This is a genomic window from Herbaspirillum sp. C9C3 (assembly GCF_013359625.1).
Lineage (GTDB): Bacteria > Pseudomonadota > Gammaproteobacteria > Burkholderiales > Burkholderiaceae_D > Herbaspirillum.
In genome coordinates, this window is the sequence record NZ_JABFMQ010000004.1 from 107,444 (window position 1) to 125,469 (window position 18,026).

17 protein-coding genes are annotated in these 18,026 nt (G+C 59.9%); 5 read left to right on the top strand and 12 right to left on the bottom strand.

Annotation, left to right across the window (positions count from 1 at the left end):
- Positions 1 to 986: 986 nt before the first annotated feature.
- Positions 987 to 1,304 carry an Arm DNA-binding domain-containing protein gene (locus HNO82_RS22205; RefSeq protein WP_249776948.1) on the top strand — a complete coding sequence of 106 codons (318 nt, stop codon included), beginning with the start codon at positions 987 to 989 and terminating at the stop codon, positions 1,302 to 1,304.
- 60 nt (positions 1,305 to 1,364) lie between these two features.
- On the top strand, positions 1,365 to 1,748 hold the full coding sequence (locus HNO82_RS22210) for a phage integrase central domain-containing protein (protein ID WP_502709267.1): 384 nt from the start codon (positions 1,365 to 1,367) through the stop codon (positions 1,746 to 1,748).
- Positions 1,749 to 1,754: 6 nt separating this feature from the next.
- On the opposite strand, the gene HNO82_RS05915 is transcribed toward HNO82_RS22210, so the two are convergent.
- Genes HNO82_RS05915 through HNO82_RS05925 form a run of 3 tightly spaced genes read right to left on the bottom strand, consistent with a single transcriptional unit; the run spans position 1,755 to position 6,283 of the window.
- A complete protein-coding gene (locus HNO82_RS05915) occupies positions 1,755 to 2,489 on the bottom strand; it encodes a putative type VI secretion system effector (RefSeq protein ID WP_175343061.1) in 735 nt (244 codons plus the stop codon).
- The gene (locus tag HNO82_RS05920) at positions 2,489 to 5,296 is read right to left on the bottom strand and encodes a T6SS effector BTH_I2691 family protein (RefSeq protein WP_175343062.1); all 2,808 of its coding nucleotides are present in this window, start codon (positions 5,294 to 5,296) and stop codon (positions 2,489 to 2,491) included. Before HNO82_RS05920 ends, HNO82_RS05915 begins: the two co-directional genes overlap by 1 nt.
- A 9-nt stretch (positions 5,297 to 5,305) precedes the next feature.
- Positions 5,306 to 6,283 (bottom strand): DUF4123 domain-containing protein, encoded by a 978-nt coding sequence (locus tag HNO82_RS05925; protein ID WP_175343063.1) that lies wholly within the window; start codon positions 6,281 to 6,283, stop codon positions 5,306 to 5,308.
- Between the two features lie 546 nt (positions 6,284 to 6,829).
- Between HNO82_RS05925 and HNO82_RS05930 the strand changes: the two genes are divergently transcribed.
- Positions 6,830 to 7,027, top strand: a complete 198-nt coding sequence (locus HNO82_RS05930) for a hypothetical protein (RefSeq protein ID WP_175343064.1) — start codon at positions 6,830 to 6,832, stop codon at positions 7,025 to 7,027.
- A 394-nt stretch (positions 7,028 to 7,421) separates the two neighbouring features.
- Here HNO82_RS05930 and HNO82_RS05935 read toward each other — a convergent pair whose 3' ends face one another.
- Positions 7,422 to 8,330: a LysR family transcriptional regulator gene (locus HNO82_RS05935; RefSeq protein ID WP_008327080.1), complete on the bottom strand. Its 909-nt coding sequence runs from the start codon at positions 8,328 to 8,330 to the stop codon at positions 7,422 to 7,424.
- A gap of 109 nt (positions 8,331 to 8,439) precedes the next feature.
- Between HNO82_RS05935 and HNO82_RS05940 the strand changes: the two genes are divergently transcribed.
- Both HNO82_RS05940 and HNO82_RS05945 read left to right on the top strand, forming a co-directional pair.
- The gene (locus HNO82_RS05940) at positions 8,440 to 9,246 is read left to right on the top strand and encodes a substrate-binding domain-containing protein (RefSeq protein WP_175343065.1); all 807 of its coding nucleotides are present in this window, start codon (positions 8,440 to 8,442) and stop codon (positions 9,244 to 9,246) included.
- Positions 9,247 to 9,303: 57 nt separating this feature from the next.
- Entirely contained in the window at positions 9,304 to 10,611 is a 1,308-nt protein-coding gene (locus tag HNO82_RS05945; RefSeq protein ID WP_175343066.1) for an MFS transporter, read from the top strand.
- On the opposite strand, the gene HNO82_RS05950 is transcribed toward HNO82_RS05945, so the two are convergent.
- The 8 genes from HNO82_RS05950 to HNO82_RS05985 form a co-directional block, all read right to left on the bottom strand.
- Positions 10,515 to 12,185, bottom strand: a complete 1,671-nt coding sequence (locus tag HNO82_RS05950) for a methyl-accepting chemotaxis protein (protein WP_175343067.1) — start codon at positions 12,183 to 12,185, stop codon at positions 10,515 to 10,517. The genes HNO82_RS05945 and HNO82_RS05950 overlap by 97 nt on opposite strands.
- Before the next feature lie 231 nt (positions 12,186 to 12,416).
- On the bottom strand, positions 12,417 to 13,502 hold the full coding sequence (locus HNO82_RS05955; RefSeq protein ID WP_034350054.1) for a porin: 1,086 nt from the start codon (positions 13,500 to 13,502) through the stop codon (positions 12,417 to 12,419).
- A 255-nt stretch (positions 13,503 to 13,757) separates the two neighbouring features.
- Positions 13,758 to 14,705 (bottom strand): PDR/VanB family oxidoreductase, encoded by a 948-nt coding sequence (locus HNO82_RS05960; protein WP_175343068.1) that lies wholly within the window; start codon positions 14,703 to 14,705, stop codon positions 13,758 to 13,760.
- 46 nt (positions 14,706 to 14,751) lie between these two features.
- Positions 14,752 to 15,195, bottom strand: a complete 444-nt coding sequence (locus HNO82_RS05965) for a RidA family protein (RefSeq protein WP_008327075.1) — start codon at positions 15,193 to 15,195, stop codon at positions 14,752 to 14,754.
- Positions 15,192 to 16,241 (bottom strand): Rieske 2Fe-2S domain-containing protein, encoded by a 1,050-nt coding sequence (locus HNO82_RS05970; protein ID WP_008327074.1) that lies wholly within the window; start codon positions 16,239 to 16,241, stop codon positions 15,192 to 15,194. Before HNO82_RS05970 ends, HNO82_RS05965 begins: the two co-directional genes overlap by 4 nt.
- Before the next feature lie 49 nt (positions 16,242 to 16,290).
- On the bottom strand, positions 16,291 to 16,524 hold the full coding sequence (locus HNO82_RS05975; protein WP_034350517.1) for a recombinase-like helix-turn-helix domain-containing protein: 234 nt from the start codon (positions 16,522 to 16,524) through the stop codon (positions 16,291 to 16,293).
- The gene (locus HNO82_RS05980; protein WP_034350516.1) at positions 16,524 to 16,829 is read right to left on the bottom strand and encodes a hypothetical protein; all 306 of its coding nucleotides are present in this window, start codon (positions 16,827 to 16,829) and stop codon (positions 16,524 to 16,526) included. The genes HNO82_RS05975 and HNO82_RS05980 overlap by 1 nt, the downstream gene beginning before the upstream one ends.
- Positions 16,830 to 16,870: 41 nt before the next feature.
- A complete protein-coding gene (locus HNO82_RS05985) occupies positions 16,871 to 18,025 on the bottom strand; it encodes an FAD-dependent monooxygenase (protein WP_175343069.1) in 1,155 nt (384 codons plus the stop codon).
- Position 18,026 lies beyond the last annotated feature (1 nt).

Here is an 18,026-nt window from a genome sequence, read left to right on the forward strand (position 1 = left end):
AGCGCTACCGGTAGTTGAAAAACAATCAAAGTAAATCAATCGGCGGGGCGGCCCGGTAGGCGACTGGCGGAAGTGGGCTGCTTTGTAAAATTTGAAATTGAGCTTTGGCCGGAAGTCCAAAATGGGCATCCGGGTCACTGCCGACCAAGACCCGGATTGTCCGAAACGCAAGAAGCATCAAGGTTTCAGGTGAAGGTTTCAGGCAAATAGAGTGGGCGATGCAGCGGCTCAATACCTTGACCCACCATTGACGGGTGTCCTCCAAAGAAATGACACCTCATTATCTTGCTCTCGGACAGGTTGCCAGTCAGGTTTCCACGGAAACAGCCTGCAATCTGGAGTCCATGCCCACGGTATCCGCATAGGTATCCACGGAAACGGGACTTTCGCAGCGTTGCGGCAAACAAGCCTCATTAGCTGCGCCCTCAATTCGAGGGGCTGGCCTACTTGCGAAGAATACCCATCCGGCTTTAGGTCGAGACTCCCATTTGGGGTGTCTCGGGGAAAGGGGTAGCGTTTGAAACGCGGCTTCGGGGAAATGGTAGCGTTTGAAACGCGGGCAAGCCGAGCGGCGATAAGTCCGAACATAAGTGCGCACCCTGTCAGCCCAAAAAACCAGCAGCACCAGCATGGCGGGCCAGCAAAGGGCCGGAAAAGTGCGCAGATAAGTCCGAATCTTTCCAGGCAAAAGCGGTATCGAATCCATACCAAAACCGGCACACCGTTCCCGAATTGCAGTAACTATCGCAGTAAAAAATAGTCATGCGCCCGGAAAGCAGCGCCAGTGCTGCATCTTCGATTCCGGCTCCCGCACCAACAAGTTATCCAACGAAGTCCAAAGATGTTCTAAAGCCCGCGTGTCTGCTGACACAGCGGGCTTTTCTTGTCCGCGTCCGTCCAAGGACGTAGCATTACATCCACGATTAATGCCGTCATTTTTGACGGCATCTCCTCCCTACCCAATTCCAGATACCGTCAAACACGCTATGTCTCTGACCGATACCTTTGTGAAGCAGGTAAAGCCCATCAAACCCAATGGCGACAAATACGCCGATGGCGGCGGCATGTATCTTCTCGTGAAGGCGACGGGGAAATACTGGCGCATGGACTATCGGTATTTAAATAAACGCAAGACCTTGGCGTTAGACGTCTATCCAGAGATATCTCTTGCCAAGGCTAGAAAGCGCCGCGAGGAAGCCCGCGAAATGCTCGCAGATGGCATTGATCCTGCTCAAAGTAAGCGAGACATGAAACAAGCACAAATTTTCGCAGCGGGAAACACCTTTGAGATTGTTGCCCGTTAATGGCTTTCAAAGACGGCAGCAAATCGGGCTACCACTACACAAGAAAAGATTACGAACTGGCTGGAAAGCAATGAGTTCCCGGCCATCGGAAAGCAAGCCATTTCGACCATTGGTCCCCGTGACGTGCTGACTGCCGTCCGCAAAATGGAAGCAAGAGGCGCCATCGATTCAGCGCATCGAGTTAAGCAGATATGCGGTCAGGTTTTCAGGTTCGCATTAGCCGAGGGAACTGCAGAGCAGGTTTTCAGTGGGTCATTACAGTTGCGTATTTCGGCGAAGGTGGTCAGCCAGTTCGGCAACGTGGACATGTTCAGTTCGAGGAAAATGGACATCAATCTTCGCCTCCAGAAGATGGCATTCAAGATAAAAAAGCCCTTTGAACTGTTTTCTCAAAACCAGGTGGATTCGGCGAGCTGGATGGAAATCCGAACACGCCCTTCTTGAATTTACTCAATATCGGAAGAAGAATGCCCCCATTTCTGGCGGATCGCCCGGCTTGCGCTGTGCCTTGGTGGTCTTTTTAAGATCGATGCCTGATGGATCTCTTAATCCCAGTACTGAAAATACACGTTGCGCCGCTTTACCGAATGGCGTCCATTGCAGCATCAGCATGAAAATAATAAAGGTCCAACCAAATGCAATCCCCCCCCACGCAATCCAAAACGAAAACTCAAAAATAACGCGGTTAAAACCAAAAGCTAGAAAACCGAAGTAGGTGACCGCAGGAGGAAATATTCCAGAAAAAATAAACCACCAGCGGAAAACCAGCGCATAAAACGCACGGCGCCCCCGCACACAATGCGGATACAATGCAATGATCCGTTCAGATGGTTTTGCGAGTGCGACCAATTCGAAATATTCACCTTGCCATACAACCGCTGCATCGACGGTATCTCCTTCTTTGAAGGGGCTACGCCACAACCAGCCCTTCACAGATTTCCCTTCCAATTCAAATTCCACATAATCCGCTTCCTCTTGTAAATTGGCGGCGTTTGAAGCGGTTGCTATTGCTTGCCCCCCCATACCAGCGGCTGCCAGCGCAACAGACACCATGCCCATTCCGGTCTTATCTTTCTTGGTCAAGACAAAACTGGCCGCCTCCCTCTTGCTGGCATAATTCTTGATCTCGCCGCTAACTTTTATCAAGCCACCTTGCTGGCCTGGCGTTTCCAGATACTTATCCATTACCCAACTCCTACCGCGATCAAGGCATTACCTAATTCTGCACGCTGCTTCAACGCATCCTTATAAGCGTCGTCAGCACCTTTTTTGGTGCCAAAAACGCAAAGCGTGCACCAAGTTTCCAAGTCGTCATCACTTAGCGTCCAGATCATCACCTGAACAATAAAGACGAACACTCCAATCCACATTCCAGCCGACATAAAAAGAATCCGACAAGCAATGAATGCTGCCGCGCGGGTACCAATCAAATCCAATGCCTGAGCCGCAGCAATTCGCCCCGTCATTCTCAGAATAACTGGCGCAGCATATGTAAAGGCCGATAGACTGGTTGCAACGAGATTTACAGTGCCAAAGACTATCTTTATAAAATACAGCCCATGAATTCCATATTGACCTCTACCATATGCTTTTCCCATATCCTGAGCATCGAACACAATCCCGATAATCCCCGCAGCAACACTTAAACCCGCCCCACCCAACTTCATGACTTGATAAGAAGTCGCATTCGCCGTCTGCATTTCCTTGACCGCCACACCCCAGATATCAATGACGCCGCTAGCGATCGTCATCGCAGATGCCGCCAATCCAGCCCGACTCTTGCTATCCCCTTTCTCAATGCAGTCATGCATCATCTTCGCAAAATTCCCGCTCTCGATCAGCAACACCACCAACGCCATGCGCGCATCCCGCATGGCACTGGCGCTCTTCTCTGAATCGCGGAATGCGGCCCAATCACGCTTGAGCGTCCTGGACGACACCGTTTCCTTCTCAGGGACCTCCGGCGCAAGCGGGTTCTTGGATGCTCGCACGCGCTCCAGCATGTCAAGCCGACCGCTCATGGCATAACGCGCCTGCGCATCGGCCAGCGCACCCGCCGCAGCCACTTCCACACCGGCACGCAAACCAAACCAGATCTGAATGATCTTCTCGCAGGCCATGTCGGCCATTTTGCCGTCGAGTCTGAATTTCTTGAAGATGAAATCACCGAAGGTGGAGGCCGTCTTGTCGATGCCGAACTGCCGGTAGGGTTCAAGCTTCACATTGAAGGCGACGTTGGTGCCGGCCTTTGCCTTTTCGTTGGCGTTATAGAGGCCTGCCGCTTTCTTGTATAAATCCGCGATGGCCTTCATCGACTTCTGGATATACGCATACCAGTTCCATACCGTGGCTGCCGTCTGATCGCCCCTGAACGTCTCGGCCTGGGTCAGGAATTGTGAGACTTCGGTTCGCGCCGCATCCTGATTCATGCTCAACAGGCGGTACATCAGGTTGGATTCCGCGATCTGCAGATCATTGACCCATTCGTCGATCTTGCCGCGACCGCTCTTGGTCGTGTTCAACAGGAACGTGACTTCGCTGACATGCGATTCGAAGGCGACGGCATCCTGGATATCATCGCCGTGGTACTCCCGCAGCCCATCCAGGAAATGCCGGGACTGCATCCACGCGAGCATGTCGGCGGTGCGCTTTTCGATCAGGGCCGTGGCTTCATCCTGCAGGCTTTCGAAATTCTTCTTGAAGGTCTCGTAGGCCTTCATGTCGAGTTTCTCCGCATATGGCGGCCAGGCTTTTTCAACACGGCCTTTCCGGTAGGCGGCGCGTGAACTCACCACCGTGTCGGCATCGGCCTTGATCTGGGCATACTCCTTGTCGCGCGCGGCGTCGGGCAGCATGGTGGCGTGCATGATGCGGTTCTCGTAGACGTTATCCACTTCGACGTCTTTGGACTGCACATACTCCTGCATCTCGATCGCCTTGAGGCGCTTTGCCCTGGCCTCCGCGGGCAACTTTTGTGCATCGACCCGTTCCTTGGCAAAGTCATGCTGCTGCGCGCGCTGCCTGGCCAGGTCCGCATTGCGATCGACGACGGCACCTGCGTGATTTTCCAGCAGATCCTTCAGACTGCTGATGGTCAGCATGCCATCGATCTGAAGCGCAAGCTCGGTGTTGTAGCGATGCATCCACCCCGCCGGTTCGTTGCGGAAGTTGTTGAGTTCGATACCAATCCCCAGCGCGTCCCACACACCCATGATCATGGGTTTGTATTTCTCTCCCTTGCCGTGGGTGCAGATTTCTTCCATCTTGGCCACCAGGGGCTTGACCTCGTCCTTACGGCTGAAGGATCGATGGATCGTGGTGTTGGCCTGAAGCTTGGCGCGGTTATATCCACCACTCGCGCTGCCAAATAACCCGATGGCGGCCTTTTCATTGAGCAGGTCGGGCGAATAGGCCGGGTTGTATTCGAGCACCTTCTGTACGTTGCCCTCGGTGGCGACCATGCCGTGGCGATAACCGCCCGCGCTGATCCACAGCTTGGGAATAAAGGTCTGCATGCGCTGATCGCGCAGTTTGATGTCGCTGGCGAACGCCTTGAAGGTCGCCTCACTCCAGGCATGCTGCGAGAATGCTATCCAAACACGACCGCACTTGGCAGGATGTTCGATGTGGATCACTGATGTCGGAATATTGTCGCCGCTGCGCGTGCATACCGGCTCCACGGGTACCGGTTGGGGAAAGAGGTGCGAGGGTCGCTTCCACAGCCGTCCCTCGGGGGAGACGGCATAGGCTTCCCATTTGACGGTGATGTTGGAGGGGTGGCGCTCGTAGAACAGGTAGACGAAACCTTCGCGCAGCGTACGCAATACATACTTGTAGTTCGTCAGCGCGGTACCAGTGACCTTGTTGCCTAGTGGTGCCGGGACGTCGCCCGGAATGTTGAGCGGGACCACGGCATAACGGGCCAGCAGAATCGCCAGGCCGTCCTTGTTGCAATTTTTGCAGTCAGGGTTTTGGGGGTTGGTGCAAGCCATAACAAGAATTCAATCCATCAGGTAGGTGGACAATTGCTCGAAGGAACGACCCGACACGGCTTCGACGGCATCTACAAATGGCTCACCGCCGGCGGTGCGTCGCCAGACGTCGGCCATGCGTGCATGCGCGTGAAAACCGATGCCATGGCACAAGCCACAGACCAGGAACAACATGCGGTCGTCAGCTGACGTCACGCCATAGGACGAAGCCACGCCCAGGCTGTGTCGCAAGGCTTCGGTCACTGGGGTATCACGGCTGATCAGGTCTTGGCCTACCAGATAGCTCCAGGCAGCATGTACGGTGGAGTAATCATTGACCTGCTGCCATTGCTGCTCGCTGAGCCGCAACTGTTCATCAAGGCGATTGGAGGCGGTCGCATTGGGGTCGCTGGCTGGCGTCGATGGCGCGCTGAAGGACTCCAGCGCCTGATGCCGGTTCAACGAGAAGACGGCTTTCACCGGGTGTAGCAGCAAGGCGCGCTGCCTCGCATCGAGATCCTGCCATAGCATGGCACGCACACCGGGATCATGGAAACGCAGCAGACGGGTCCGTCCTCGCGCGATATGCAAATAGCAGTGCCTGCCCCAATACGCGGCAACCTCGCGCGCACTGCGGTCACTGATGATCCAGCCGCTAATCGGCTGCCCTCTGCGCGCCGTGAGAAAAGGTATGCTCCATGCAGTCCAGGCGAGCTCCATGCTGGCCGTGAGAACGCAATCGTCGCTGAAGCGACTGAGATTCAATGGCACCAGATAGGGGGCAAAACGGCGGTCGTAATTGGGATGCACGATGGGGACGCTAACGCGCAGACCAGGGTCGGCCTCTCCTAGTTCAGGCTCTCCTTGGGCGGGGTCAACCCAGACGAAACACCTACCGTCGCCATGTTGATCGATCTCGCGATGCAGTTGCTGCAATACTCCATCCCATGGAGGAGACGCTGGTGCGGCGCGGCCCGCGATCTGTTCAATCAAAGGTTGGTCGTCCAAGTTTATCTCCGATACAGCGTCGGCACACGGACACGGCGCCGGATGACGACGTCTGCATTCTGATTTACGCGCCGAATTTCTCTTGGTAACGTCATTGCGTTGCGGCATGCAAATATCCCGATGGATGCGACAAACATGTCATCCCTGCGAAGACCCACGTCATGACGACTGAGTTATTTGAAGTGTTGCTTTTTAATTATTTCTTGCGCACTGCGATGAGATGGCGCGCGCCGTTTCGAGAGGGGCGGCTGGACTTAGTTCCCGTATTACAAGAACTATCGGTGATGGAAGATTTACCGGCCCAAGTGGGGACGCGAGTGCATTAGACGAAAAAGGGGCCTATGACCAATCCGGCAGGCATCAAAGAGTTGCGGCTTCCAATGCAGGCGTCTCTCCCAAAGAACTGCTAATCGTCGTTCAACGATCAAAACGCGCGGTCAAGCTCAACGACTACCCCCGGAAATGAAAAACCTTCTGCTCCTGCTCTCTGTATTGTCCCTGCCCGGCTGCAGCCAGCCCGAAGGCACATGGCAGGCAACCCAGGACATGACAGTATTCAAGGCTGCCGATGAGGCCGATGAACCGGCTTTCTTCCTGCGCAAAGGAGAAACCTGTGCCTTGGGCCGGGAGCAGATCGTCAAGGCCTTCATGTATCGGGAAGTCTCCTGCGCACAGGGCAAAGGCTGGATCATCTACGAAGCGGGCTACCCCTTCGTGCGCAAGAATCCCTCTCCTTCTGAGTGAAAATAATTTTCTCAATCGAGCAGTATCATTTTTCCGCCCATGACTATATAATCGCCCCCTCTTCGAAAAAAGACCGCCGCAGCAGCGCCTCTCGGCATAGCGCAGGAAGCCATTTTTCGACGAGCTGCGGGAATCGCAAAACGGCATCAGACACTGCCGGAATGGCAAAGAACATCCACAAAAAGGCCCTCGCTTGCGAGGGCCTTTTTTTATGGCCAACGGTTTTGCAAATAATTTGCGCAACCTCCCCAGAAACCGCGCCAGCGCTGGAAACTTATCCCCGTTTTATGTGCATAAACTTGTGGATAAGCTCCTTTCGCCCCACGCAAGTGCCGTCCCCGCCTGCCCTCCCAATAAACCGCACAAAATTTAGGCAAGCTGCAGAGCCCGGAAATCATTTCCGGCCCTTTCCGGCCATGGCTTCCCGCAAGGCTTGCGCCAGCGTTGCCGCAGCCGGTTTCAGCACGCGCCCCTTCAAGGTAATGAGCCCCATCGCGCGGCTCAACACCGGGCTGGTGACGGGGCGCGCCACGATGCCCTTGTACGGCGCATTGCGAATGGCCAGCTCCGGCAGCAGCGCCACGCCCAGACCGGCAGCCACCAGGCTGATGGCACCGGCCACGTGATTGGTCTCGTACTGGATCACCGGCCGCTGCGGCACCCGCGCGAAGGCATTGTCGATCAGGCTGCGGTTGCCGCTGCTGGAGGACACCGACACCAGCTTCTCCCCCGCCAACGATTTCCAGTGCAAAGTACTCTGCGCGGCCAGCGGATGATGGGCCGGCATCACGGCCAGGTAGCGCTCGCGCGTCAATTCTTCGAAATCGATCTCGGCTTGCTGCGCACCGATGAAATTCACGCCGAAATCAGCCTCGCCCTTGCGTACGCTCTCCAGTACGTCCGCCGCACTTTCATCAATGATGCGCACCCGCACCTTGGCATGGCTGCGCGCATACGGCTTCAAGACCTGCGGCAGCAGATTGTTGGCCACCGAGGGGACGCAGGCCACCGTCACGTGTTCGCGCCGATGCGCCATACCCTGCTCGACGCTCTTGACGGCCAACTCCAGCTCTTCCATCACGGCCTGGGCATGCACCAGGAACAGCTCGCCCGCAGGCGTGAGCGAGACACGCCGCGTAGTGCGGTCGAACAGTCTTTCCTGCAAGGCCTGCTCCAGATTCTCGATGCGACGGCTCAGCGCCGGCGCCGTGATGAACAGACCCTCGGCCGCCGCGCGAAAGCTCGACTGCCGCGCCACGGCGAGGAAGGCCTGTAATTCCGCCGTCTCGATATTGATGCGCATTTTTTATCAATCCAAAGATTAATTGCAATTAACTTTTCAAAGGATACTACGCAAACTGCCGGGTCTCGCTCCCCATTACAGCAAGATAAAACACTCACAGGAGATCCGCATGATCCGTTTGAAGCACCCTGCGCGCAGCTTGCGCACGTCTCTTTTCCACCGCAGCGTGCTGGCGCTGGCCCTGGGCGCAGTCAGCACGCTGGCTGCCGCCGCCGATATCCACGTGGTCAGCTCGGGCGGTTTCGCGGCGGCCTACAAGGCGCTGGCGCCCGTCTTCGAAAAGAAGACCGGCCACAAGCTCATCTCCGGCTGGGGCCCCTCCATGGGACAGACGCCGCAGGCCATCCCCAACCGCCTGCAGCGCGGCGAACACATCGATGTGGTGATCATGGTGGGCGACGCGCTGGACAAGCTGGTGGCAGAGGGCAAGGTCTCCAGGTCCGAGCACAAGCTGCTGGCGCTCTCGCGCATCGGCCTGGCCGTCAAGGCTGGCACGCCCAGGCCGGACATTTCCACCCTTGACGCCTTCAAACGCACCTTGCTCACCGCGCACTCGGTGGTCTATTCGGACAGCGCCAGTGGCGTGTTCCTCTCCACCAGGCTCTTCAAGCGTCTGGGCATCGACCAGCAGATGGCCTACAAGAGTCGCATGATCCCGGCCGAACCGGTCGGTGAAGTGGTCGCCCGGGGCGAGGCCGAAGTCGGTCTGCAGCAGATCTCCGAATTGAAGCCGGTCAAGGGCATCGACATCATCGGCCCCATCCCCGAGAGCGCCCAGCAGATCACCCCCTTCTCCGCCGGTGTCGTGGTCGGCACGCATGAGCCCAAGGCGGCCCGGGAACTGCTGGACTTCCTCGCCTCGCCCGAGGCTGTCGATGCGATCAAGGCGTCGGGCCTGGATCCGGCCGCGCACTGACAAAAGTGAAGGAACGCGCTCAACAACTGCGCCAGAGAGAGAAAGAGAGACACCGACATGAACATAACAACCAAAAACGCCAAGCACTCCAAGCACTCCAAGCTGTCCACCGTCCTGCGCGTGACCAGCGGCAACTTCCTGGAGATGTTCGACTTCTTCCTGTATGGCTTCTATGCCAGCTACATCTCCAGGACCTTCTTCCCGTCGGACAACGAGTTCGTCTCGCTGATCCTGACCTTCGGCACCTTCGGTGCGGGCTTCCTGATGCGTCCCCTGGGCGCCATCATCCTGGGCAGCTACATCGATCGCGTGGGTCGCCGCAAGGGGCTCATCGTGACGCTGGCCATCATGGCTCTCGGCACCCTGCTGATCGCCTTCGTGCCCGGCTATGCCACCATCGGCGTGGCCGCCCCGATCCTGGTGCTGACGGGACGCCTGCTGCAGGGCTTCTCGGCGGGAGTGGAACTGGGAGGAGTGTCGGTCTACCTGGCCGAGATGGCCACTCCCGGCAACAAGGGCTTTTACGTGAGCTGGCAGTCGGCCAGCCAGCAGGCCGCCATCATGGCTTCGGCGCTGATCGGCTATCTGGTCAGCCAGTGGCTGTCGCCCGCGCAGATCAGCCAATGGGGCTGGCGCATCCCCTTCTTCATCGGCTGCATGATCGTGCCGGCCATCTTCGTCATCCGCCGTTCGCTGCAGGAGACCGAGGAATTCCTGGCGCGCAAGCGTCATCCCGGCTTCGGCGAGATCATGCACTCCATCGCGCAGAACTGGAAGATCGTGGTGGCCGGCATGATGATGGTGGTGATGACCACCGTGTCGTTCTACCTCATCACGGTCTACACGCCGACCTTCGGCAAGAACGTGCTCAAGTTGTCGGCCGCCGACAGTCTTGTCGTGACCTTCTGCGTGGGTCTGTCCAACTTCTGCTGGCTGCCGGTCATGGGCGCGCTCTCCGATCGGGTGGGACGCCGTCCGGTGCTGGTGGCCTTTACGCTGCTGACCTTGCTGACGGCCTATCCGGTGATGTCCTGGCTGGTGTCGGATATCAGCTTCAAGCACCTCCTGATCACCGAACTGTGGCTGTCCTTCCTCTACGCCAGCTACAACGGCGCGGCGGTCGTGGCGCTGACCGAAGTGATGCCGGCGCACGTGCGCACGGTCGGCTTCTCGCTGGCCTACAGCCTGGCTACCGCGATTTTCGGCGGCTTCACGCCGCTGGTCTCGACCTGGCTGATCCAGACCTCCGGTGACAAGGCCGCGCCCGGTTACTGGATGAGCTTTGCCGCCATCTGCGGGCTGATCGCCACGCTGGTACTGTATCGCGGCAAGACAGCGAGCGCGCCTGCCAGTTCGGTTGCCTGAGTAGCTGCCTGAGCGGCTGCCTGCGGCTGCGCCCCGGATAGCCGGAACACGCCCACCAGTTCGCGCAGCCGCTGCGACTGATCCTGCAAGGATTGCGCAGCGGCGGCCACCTGCTCCACCAGCGCGGCATTCTGCTGGGTGGTTTCATCCATGTGCGTGATGGCCTGATTGACCTGCTCGATGCCGGTCCGCTGTTCCTGCGTGGCCTCGCTGATCTCGCCGACGATGTGCGAGACGCGCCGCACGCTGCCCACCACTTCTTCCATCGTTGATCCCGCCTGCTCCACCAGGCGTGCGCCGGTATCGACCTGCGTCACGGAGTCATCGATGAGCGCCTTGATTTCTTTGGCGGCGCCGGCTGAACGCTGGGCCAGCGAACGCACCTCGGAGGCGACCACCGCAAATCCCCGGCCCTGCTCACCGGCACGTGCCGCTTCCACTGCGGCATTGAGGGCGAGGATGTTGGTCTGGAAGGCAATGCCATCGATCACGCCGATGATGTCCACGATACGGCGCGAGGCCAGGCTGATGCCGGCCATGGTCGCCACGACCTGCTGCACCACCGCGCCACTGCGTGAAGCCACTGCCGAGGCTTCTGCCGCGAGCTCATTGGCGGCCCGGGCGTTGTCGGCGTTCTGGCGCACGGTGGAGGTGATCTCTTCCATTGCCGCAGCCGTCTCCTCCAGCGATCCTGCCTGCTGCTCGGTGCGCGCGGAGAGGTCAAGATTGCCGCCGGCAATTTCGGACGAAGCGGTGGCAATGGTCTCGGCACCATGACGCAGCTCTCCGACGATATCGGTCAGGCTCCCGTTCATCTGCCGCAGCGCCTCCAGCAACTGGCCGATCTCGTCGCTCTTGCCCGGTTCGATAGGACTGGCCAGGTTGCCGCAGGCCACCTGCTGCGCGACCTCGACCGCGTGTCGTACCGGGCGCGTGATGGAACGCGTGATCCACCAGGCAAACCCGCCGCCGACAAGCACTGCCAGCAGGGCGATGCCCAGCATGATGCGGGTCTTCTGGTGATATTGCGCAGCGGCTTCTTCACCGCTGTGCTCCATCATCCGGGTGCCGACGGCGATATAGCCCTTCAGGCGCGCAATAGTGTTCTCCTGATCCTGGCGCAAGGTGGTCAGCAGCAATTCGGAGGCGTCCATGGTGGCACCGGTGGAGGCCAGTTGCAGGAAGCGCTGCTGCCCCTGCTGATACTTGCCACGCAAGGCCAGAATCTCGGCAAAGGACTTGCGCCCCTGCTCGCTGGACAGGCGCGCCTGCAGCTGGTCCAGCGTGGCCGTGATGGCCGCTTCGCCGCTGGCGATGCGCGCAATCTCCTCGGTCAGTTTCTGATGGTCATCCAGCAGCAGCAGGTTGCGCATGGCGCTGGCGTTTTCGCTGATGCGCAGGAGCACGTCATTGGCCAGCAGGACCTGCGGATACCGGTCCTCGACGATCCGGCGCGTATCCTGGTGCAAGGTGGACAGACTGGCGATGGCCAGGGCCGTGATGCCCGCCAGCAGCGCCAGCACCAGGCCGAAGCCCAGCGCCAGGCGCGCGCCCAGTTTCAGTTGTGCAATCATGAAGTTTCTCCGCAACGCAAGAATGCCGGCGGTCCTGCAAGGATGCCGCCCGGCAATGAATTCGGTCTGGACAAAAAAAAGGCGGAGAAGAGCACTTCCCCGCCCAAGGCACTACGAAGCGCCCATCCGCTCCAGAATGGGCGCACGCAAGACAAGACTATTCACAGAAGGTAAAGCTGGCCCTCGCAAGAGGACCTCATGCGAACCTCAGATCCTCAGATCCTCAGATCTTCAGAACGAGTGGTGCATGCCGATGGTGGTCACCAGCTGACTGCGCCCACCGGAGACGCCGGTGGCGCCACCTGCACCGGTACCGTTCATGACGGCAAAGCGCGCATCGCCGCCGGCACGCTGGTAAGCCGCCTGCACATACCACTGGGTACGCTTGGAGAACTCATGCACGTGCGACAGGCTCAAGGTGTTCCAGCGCGCGCCTTCCAACTTGGAGAGTCCGTAGCCGAAGTTGATGGTGTCGAGCGTCGCATAGCGCCAGGCCGCCCCCAGATCCAGGTTCTTCTGCTTGGGCGTGGCACCGCTGGGCAGGGCCAGCTTGACCTGGGTGTAGGACGTGTTCAGGCGGACGCTGCCGATGGTGTAGCCCAGGCCGGCGGCCGTCGTGGTCAGACTGTTGAAGACCGTCGCCGCATTGCCCAGCCCCACGCTGGTGAGGAAGGTCCCGGCAAAACCGGCAGCGCGGTTGTTCAGCTTGGAATAGGCCAGCGCCGCGCGCAACGGACCATTGGTGTAAGTGCCGCCGGCACTGACATTGCGACCATTGCTGCTGTCACCCGCCACTTCGCCAAAGCCGTACATCAGGCTTCCCTGGAATCCGCCCAGGGTCGGCGAGGTATAGCGCACCGCATTGTCGAACTGGTAGGTGTTGGCCAGGCTATCCAGATTGCCCGGATGGAACAGGTACCAGTTGGTCAGCTGGAAACCGTTGGAGAGCTTGCCCACATAGTCGAATACCACGTCGGGCATGTGGCCCAGGGTCACCGCGCCAAAGTCACCGGACAGGCCGATGGTGCTGTAGCGGTTGAACAGCTTGGACGAATTGGGCGTGGCACCGGTATCGGTGTAGAAGCCCGCTTCGAGCTGGAAGATGGCCTTCAGGTTGCCACCCAGATCCTCGGTCCCGCGAAAACCGATGCGGTCCGGCTGCATGGTGCCCTGGTCCAGGCGCGATACCGAGCCGCCATTGAGGTTGTTGATATAGGCTACGCCAGCATCAAGGCTGCCGTAGATGGTCACGCTGCTCTGCGCAAAGGCACCTGCCGACAGGCAGGAAGCCACTGCGGCCATCATTAACTTCTTCATCAAACTCCCCTTCAACGAATAAAGTCCAAACACGCGGCCAGGCCGCATTCACTCACTGCTCCCCTGTGCCCCGTGCGCAGGAAAGGTGACTTCTGCCGGCAAGGCCGCCGCTGCATGGTCAGCGGGCGGCGCAGGCTTGCCGGTGGTCCGGGTCCGGTGATATTTGTTTCACCTATGGATCGCCGTTCCAAAAATTTTTCAGGCTCAAAAAAATGCCCGGTGCCTGGGCACGGGCATGGTCTTGCGCGAAAACGGCTAGAGATCCAGCACCAGGCGCTGTCCCTTGCAGCCGGAGACGCACACCATCATGGTCTTGCCGGCGGCGCGTTCGGCCTTGCTGAGCACGCCGTCGCGATGATCCAGTTCCCCCTCCAGTACGCGCGTCTCGCAGGCACCGCACACGCCTTCGCGGCAGCTATGATCGACCGCGATGCCGGCATCGAGCAGGGCATCGAGCAGCGATTTGCCGGCCGGGATGGTGAGGCTGGATTTGCTGCGCGCCAGTTCGGCCACATAGCTGCCGCTCTGCACGGGTGCCAGCTTCTCGGCGGCGAAGCGCTCGATGTGCACATTGGGCAAACCCAGTTCTTCGCAGAGGCTTTCAAAGGCATTGAGCATGGGGGTCGGACCGCAGCAATAGAAATGCGCCTGCTTCGGATAGGCCGCGAGCACCGCACGCAGGTCCGGCGGTGCACCGGCCTCGTCGTCGAAATGGCTGCTCACGCCGGGCTGTCCCAGCAACTGCGCGGTGAAGGCAGCTTCCTTGCGCGAGCGGGCGCAGTAGTGCAGCACTGCCTCCCTGCCCTGGGCGCGCAGGTGGTGATACATGCAGGAGATCGGCGTGATGCCGATGCCTCCCGCAATCAGCACCGACAGGCTCGCCGATGCGTCCAGTGGAAAATTGTTGCGCGGTGCCGAGATCGACAACGTGCTACCGACCCGCAATTGTTCATGTACGTAGCGCGATCCGCCACGACTGCTGCGGTCGTTGAGTACGCCCACCACGTAACGATGACGCTCGAGCGGTGAGTTCGACAGCGAATAGCTGCGCACCAGCCCATTGCCCAGATGCAGGTCGATGTGCGCGCCCGCCTCGAAGGCCGGCAACTCGCCGCCGTCGGGCAGGCACAGTTCCACGCTCACGACACCCTGCGCCTCCCAGCGCATGGCCTGTACACGGACGGAAAGAAGAGGACTGCTCATGAATGCACCACCATCAAATCAGATTCGTTCAAACAAGCTCATGCGGTCACGCGGTCATGCGCTCTGCGCGCCGCAGATCCACACCCAGACGGGCATACGCATCGATCTCCACCGTCAGTTCCGGAAACACCAGGGCGCTGACTTCCACCAGCGTGGAGCAGGGATACGGACCGTGCTCACCGAAGAAGTCACGGCGCGCACGTCCAACCTCGTCCTTGTGCGCGATATCGGTCAGGTAGATCACCAGCTTGGTGATGCTGCCCGGCGTACCGCCGGCAGCGCGCACCAGGTCGGCGATCTTGCCCAGCACCACCAGCGTCTGCCGGTAGGTGTCCAAGGTCTGCTGGCGTGTGGCCGGATGCGCCGTCATGCCGGACATCATGATGTCCTCGCCGATCACCAGGCAGTTGGACCAGGTAGCCGATGCCAACTCCGGCACACTGGCGCACTGCACATGGCGCACGACGGGCGCGTGGGTGGCGTCGTTCATGCCGCGCGGACCGGAGCCTTGGCTGCGGCCAGTTCTTCCTCGCGTGCCAGCTGGGCCTTGGCCAGCCCGCGCAGATGACGACGCAGGCGCACGATACCCATGTCATGCTGGTACAGCATCTCGCGCTGGTTGGCATCGGGCTCCATCAGTTCCAGCACCACACGATCCTGCTCCAGCACGTTCCAGTGGCGTGCTTCCAGGCGGTTGCGATAGAGGAAGCGCCAGGTGTCGCGCTGCCAGCCCGAGAGCTTGCGGCAGCGCCAGTGGAAGACGGCGGCGATGTTGTCCACGATGGGCGTGTAGCTGCCGATGATGACGAAGCTGCCGCCGGGGCCACCGGTCTTGGGATAGGGAATGGCCAGGCGCATCCAGTGCAGGCCGGTATCGCCCCATTCGGTCCAGTCAAAGTTGACGTCGCGCTGGCCTTCCTTCTCGAAGACGAAACCGATGTCAGTCTCGCGGATGCCGAAGCTGGCGGTATTGTCGCCCTCGGCCATGGAGTGCGACTGCTTGTGCAGGAAGGTGCCGTGCATCGGGTCCATGACATTGTCCAGCACGTAGCGGTAGTCGCCCTTCCATTCGGTGTAGCAGAGGAAGTTGGAATACTCGGGGCTGGTCAGTTCTTCCGGCAGGCGCAGCGGCGGCGGTGTATCGACATCCTCCAGGCTGTTGTAGAGGAAGATGGCACCGGCCGCTTCGGTCACGTGGAAGCGCCGTGTTGCCTTGGCACCTTCCAGCTTGCAGCCGGGGCTGCCGGGCACACTGGTGACCACGCCGTCGAAGCGCACCTGCACGCCGTGATAACCACAGGCGATACGGTCGCCCATGGGAATGCCCATGGACAGCGGCGCACCGCGATGCGGGCAGTGGTCTTCCAGCGCATGCAGCTTGCCCGAGGGCTCGCGCCAGAACACGAATTTCTTGCCCAGGCGGCGCAGCGAGACCGGCTTTTCAGCCACGAACTCGGACGGGCAGATCGGATACCACAGGTCTTTCAGGCCGACGGCCAGGACGGCATCGACGGGATCATGGGCGGCAGTTCTCATTTCGGGTCTCTCCTGTTAGGGCTGGCAGGCTGGCGATGGACGATGGTCCTCAGGCGGCCAGGCGGGCGATCTCTTCCTGGTAGTTGGCTTCGGTCCAGATACCGGCGTTGTAGGGGCAGCTCGGGCCGGTACGATTGAGATGCGCCACCAGCGCACTCAATTCATGGATACCGGCGGCGTAGGCGCGCTCGATGGAGTCGCCCAGCAGGTCCTCGAACTGGGTCGGCGGGCGGCGGCGCGCCTGGTGCGGGTTGAGATAGATATCGGTAACAGTTGCAACCATCATTGGCCTCCATTTCTGACGCGCTCGCGGATGCGTTCGCGCACGGGAACAAAATCGTAAGTGGGATAGCACTCGGTACGGAACACGCCCCAGGCCGAGCGCTCAAGTTCGACATTGACTTGCGGCAGCAGCGCCGGTGGCAGCGCCAGCGTGACGATCTGGCCCAGGCCCATGGCCACGGTCCAGGACACCACGCGGGTCCCTTCAACGGGAAAACGCTCCCACCAGTCCACCTGTTTCATGTGCGCCTGGATCTGCTCGAGATTCATGGACTGGTCATGCTTGAGGACGATGGTCAGCAGCATGGTGTCGGCGGAGGTTTCCGGATTCACTGGCGCTCCTTGTTTCATGCAGTGACGACTTCAGCTTGTGGCTGCAGCGGCACCTGCCAGGCATCGTAGCCATACACCCAGTCGGCATTGCCGCCTTCACGCAGCCAGTTGTTGCCACGTGATCCGATCTGGATGGTCGAGGCGCGCTCCATGCGCAGTTGCGCGTAGCGATGCAAGGCGGCAGGCACGTCGTCCAGCGCAGCGACGCTGGCCAGGCAACGCGCCAGCACCACCGCGTCTTCGATGGCCATGCCAGCCCCCTGTGCCATGAAGGGCATCATGGGATGGCAGGCATCGCCCAGCAGAACCATATTGCCCTTGGCCCAGGCCGGCAGCGGATCGCGTTCGTAGAGGGCGGTCTTGAGCACCTCATCGCAGGCGTCCAGCAGGGCTGTGGCATCCGGATGGAAGCCCGCATAGCTGTCGCGCAGTTCCTGCACGTTGCCCGGCGTGGTCCACGATTCCAGATGCCAGCTTTCCTGAGCGGTGGTGGCAAAGATGAAGATGTCCTGGCCGCGATTCAACGGGAAGGTGACGATCTGGCTTTCCGGATTCGGTCCCCACCATTTGGTAAAGGCCTGCAGGTTGGGCACAGCGGCCACCTTCGCTGCCGGGATCACGGCGCGGAAAGCCACCACCCCGGTGAAGCGCGGACTTTCCGCGCCGAACATGGCAGTGCGTACGGCGGAGTGAATGCCGTCGCCGCCGATGAGGACATCGACACGATCCTCGCTGCCATCGGTGAAGTGCAGGACAATGCCATCGCCCTCCTCCCGGATCGTTTCAGCACGCTTGGCAAAGCGCACCTGCTCCAGCGGGAACACGTCGGCCAACGCGGCCAGCAGATCGGCACGATGGATGGTCAACTGCGGCGCACCGTATTTCTGTTCGGCGGTATCGCCCATGGCCAGGCGCGAGGTTTCCTCGCCGGTATTCCAGGTGCGGCTGATGCGATGGGTGGGACGCGCGGCGGTCCGGCGCACGGCCTCGCCGATGCCCAGGCCATCCAGTGCGCGCACTGCATTGGGGGTCAGGTTGATGTCTGCGCCCACGCGCAGGAATTGGCGCGACTGTTCATACACCACTACCTCATGTCCGGCGCGCTGCAGGGCGATGGCTGCCGTGAGGCCGCCAATGCCGGCACCGAGGATTCCGATCTTGAAGGACATC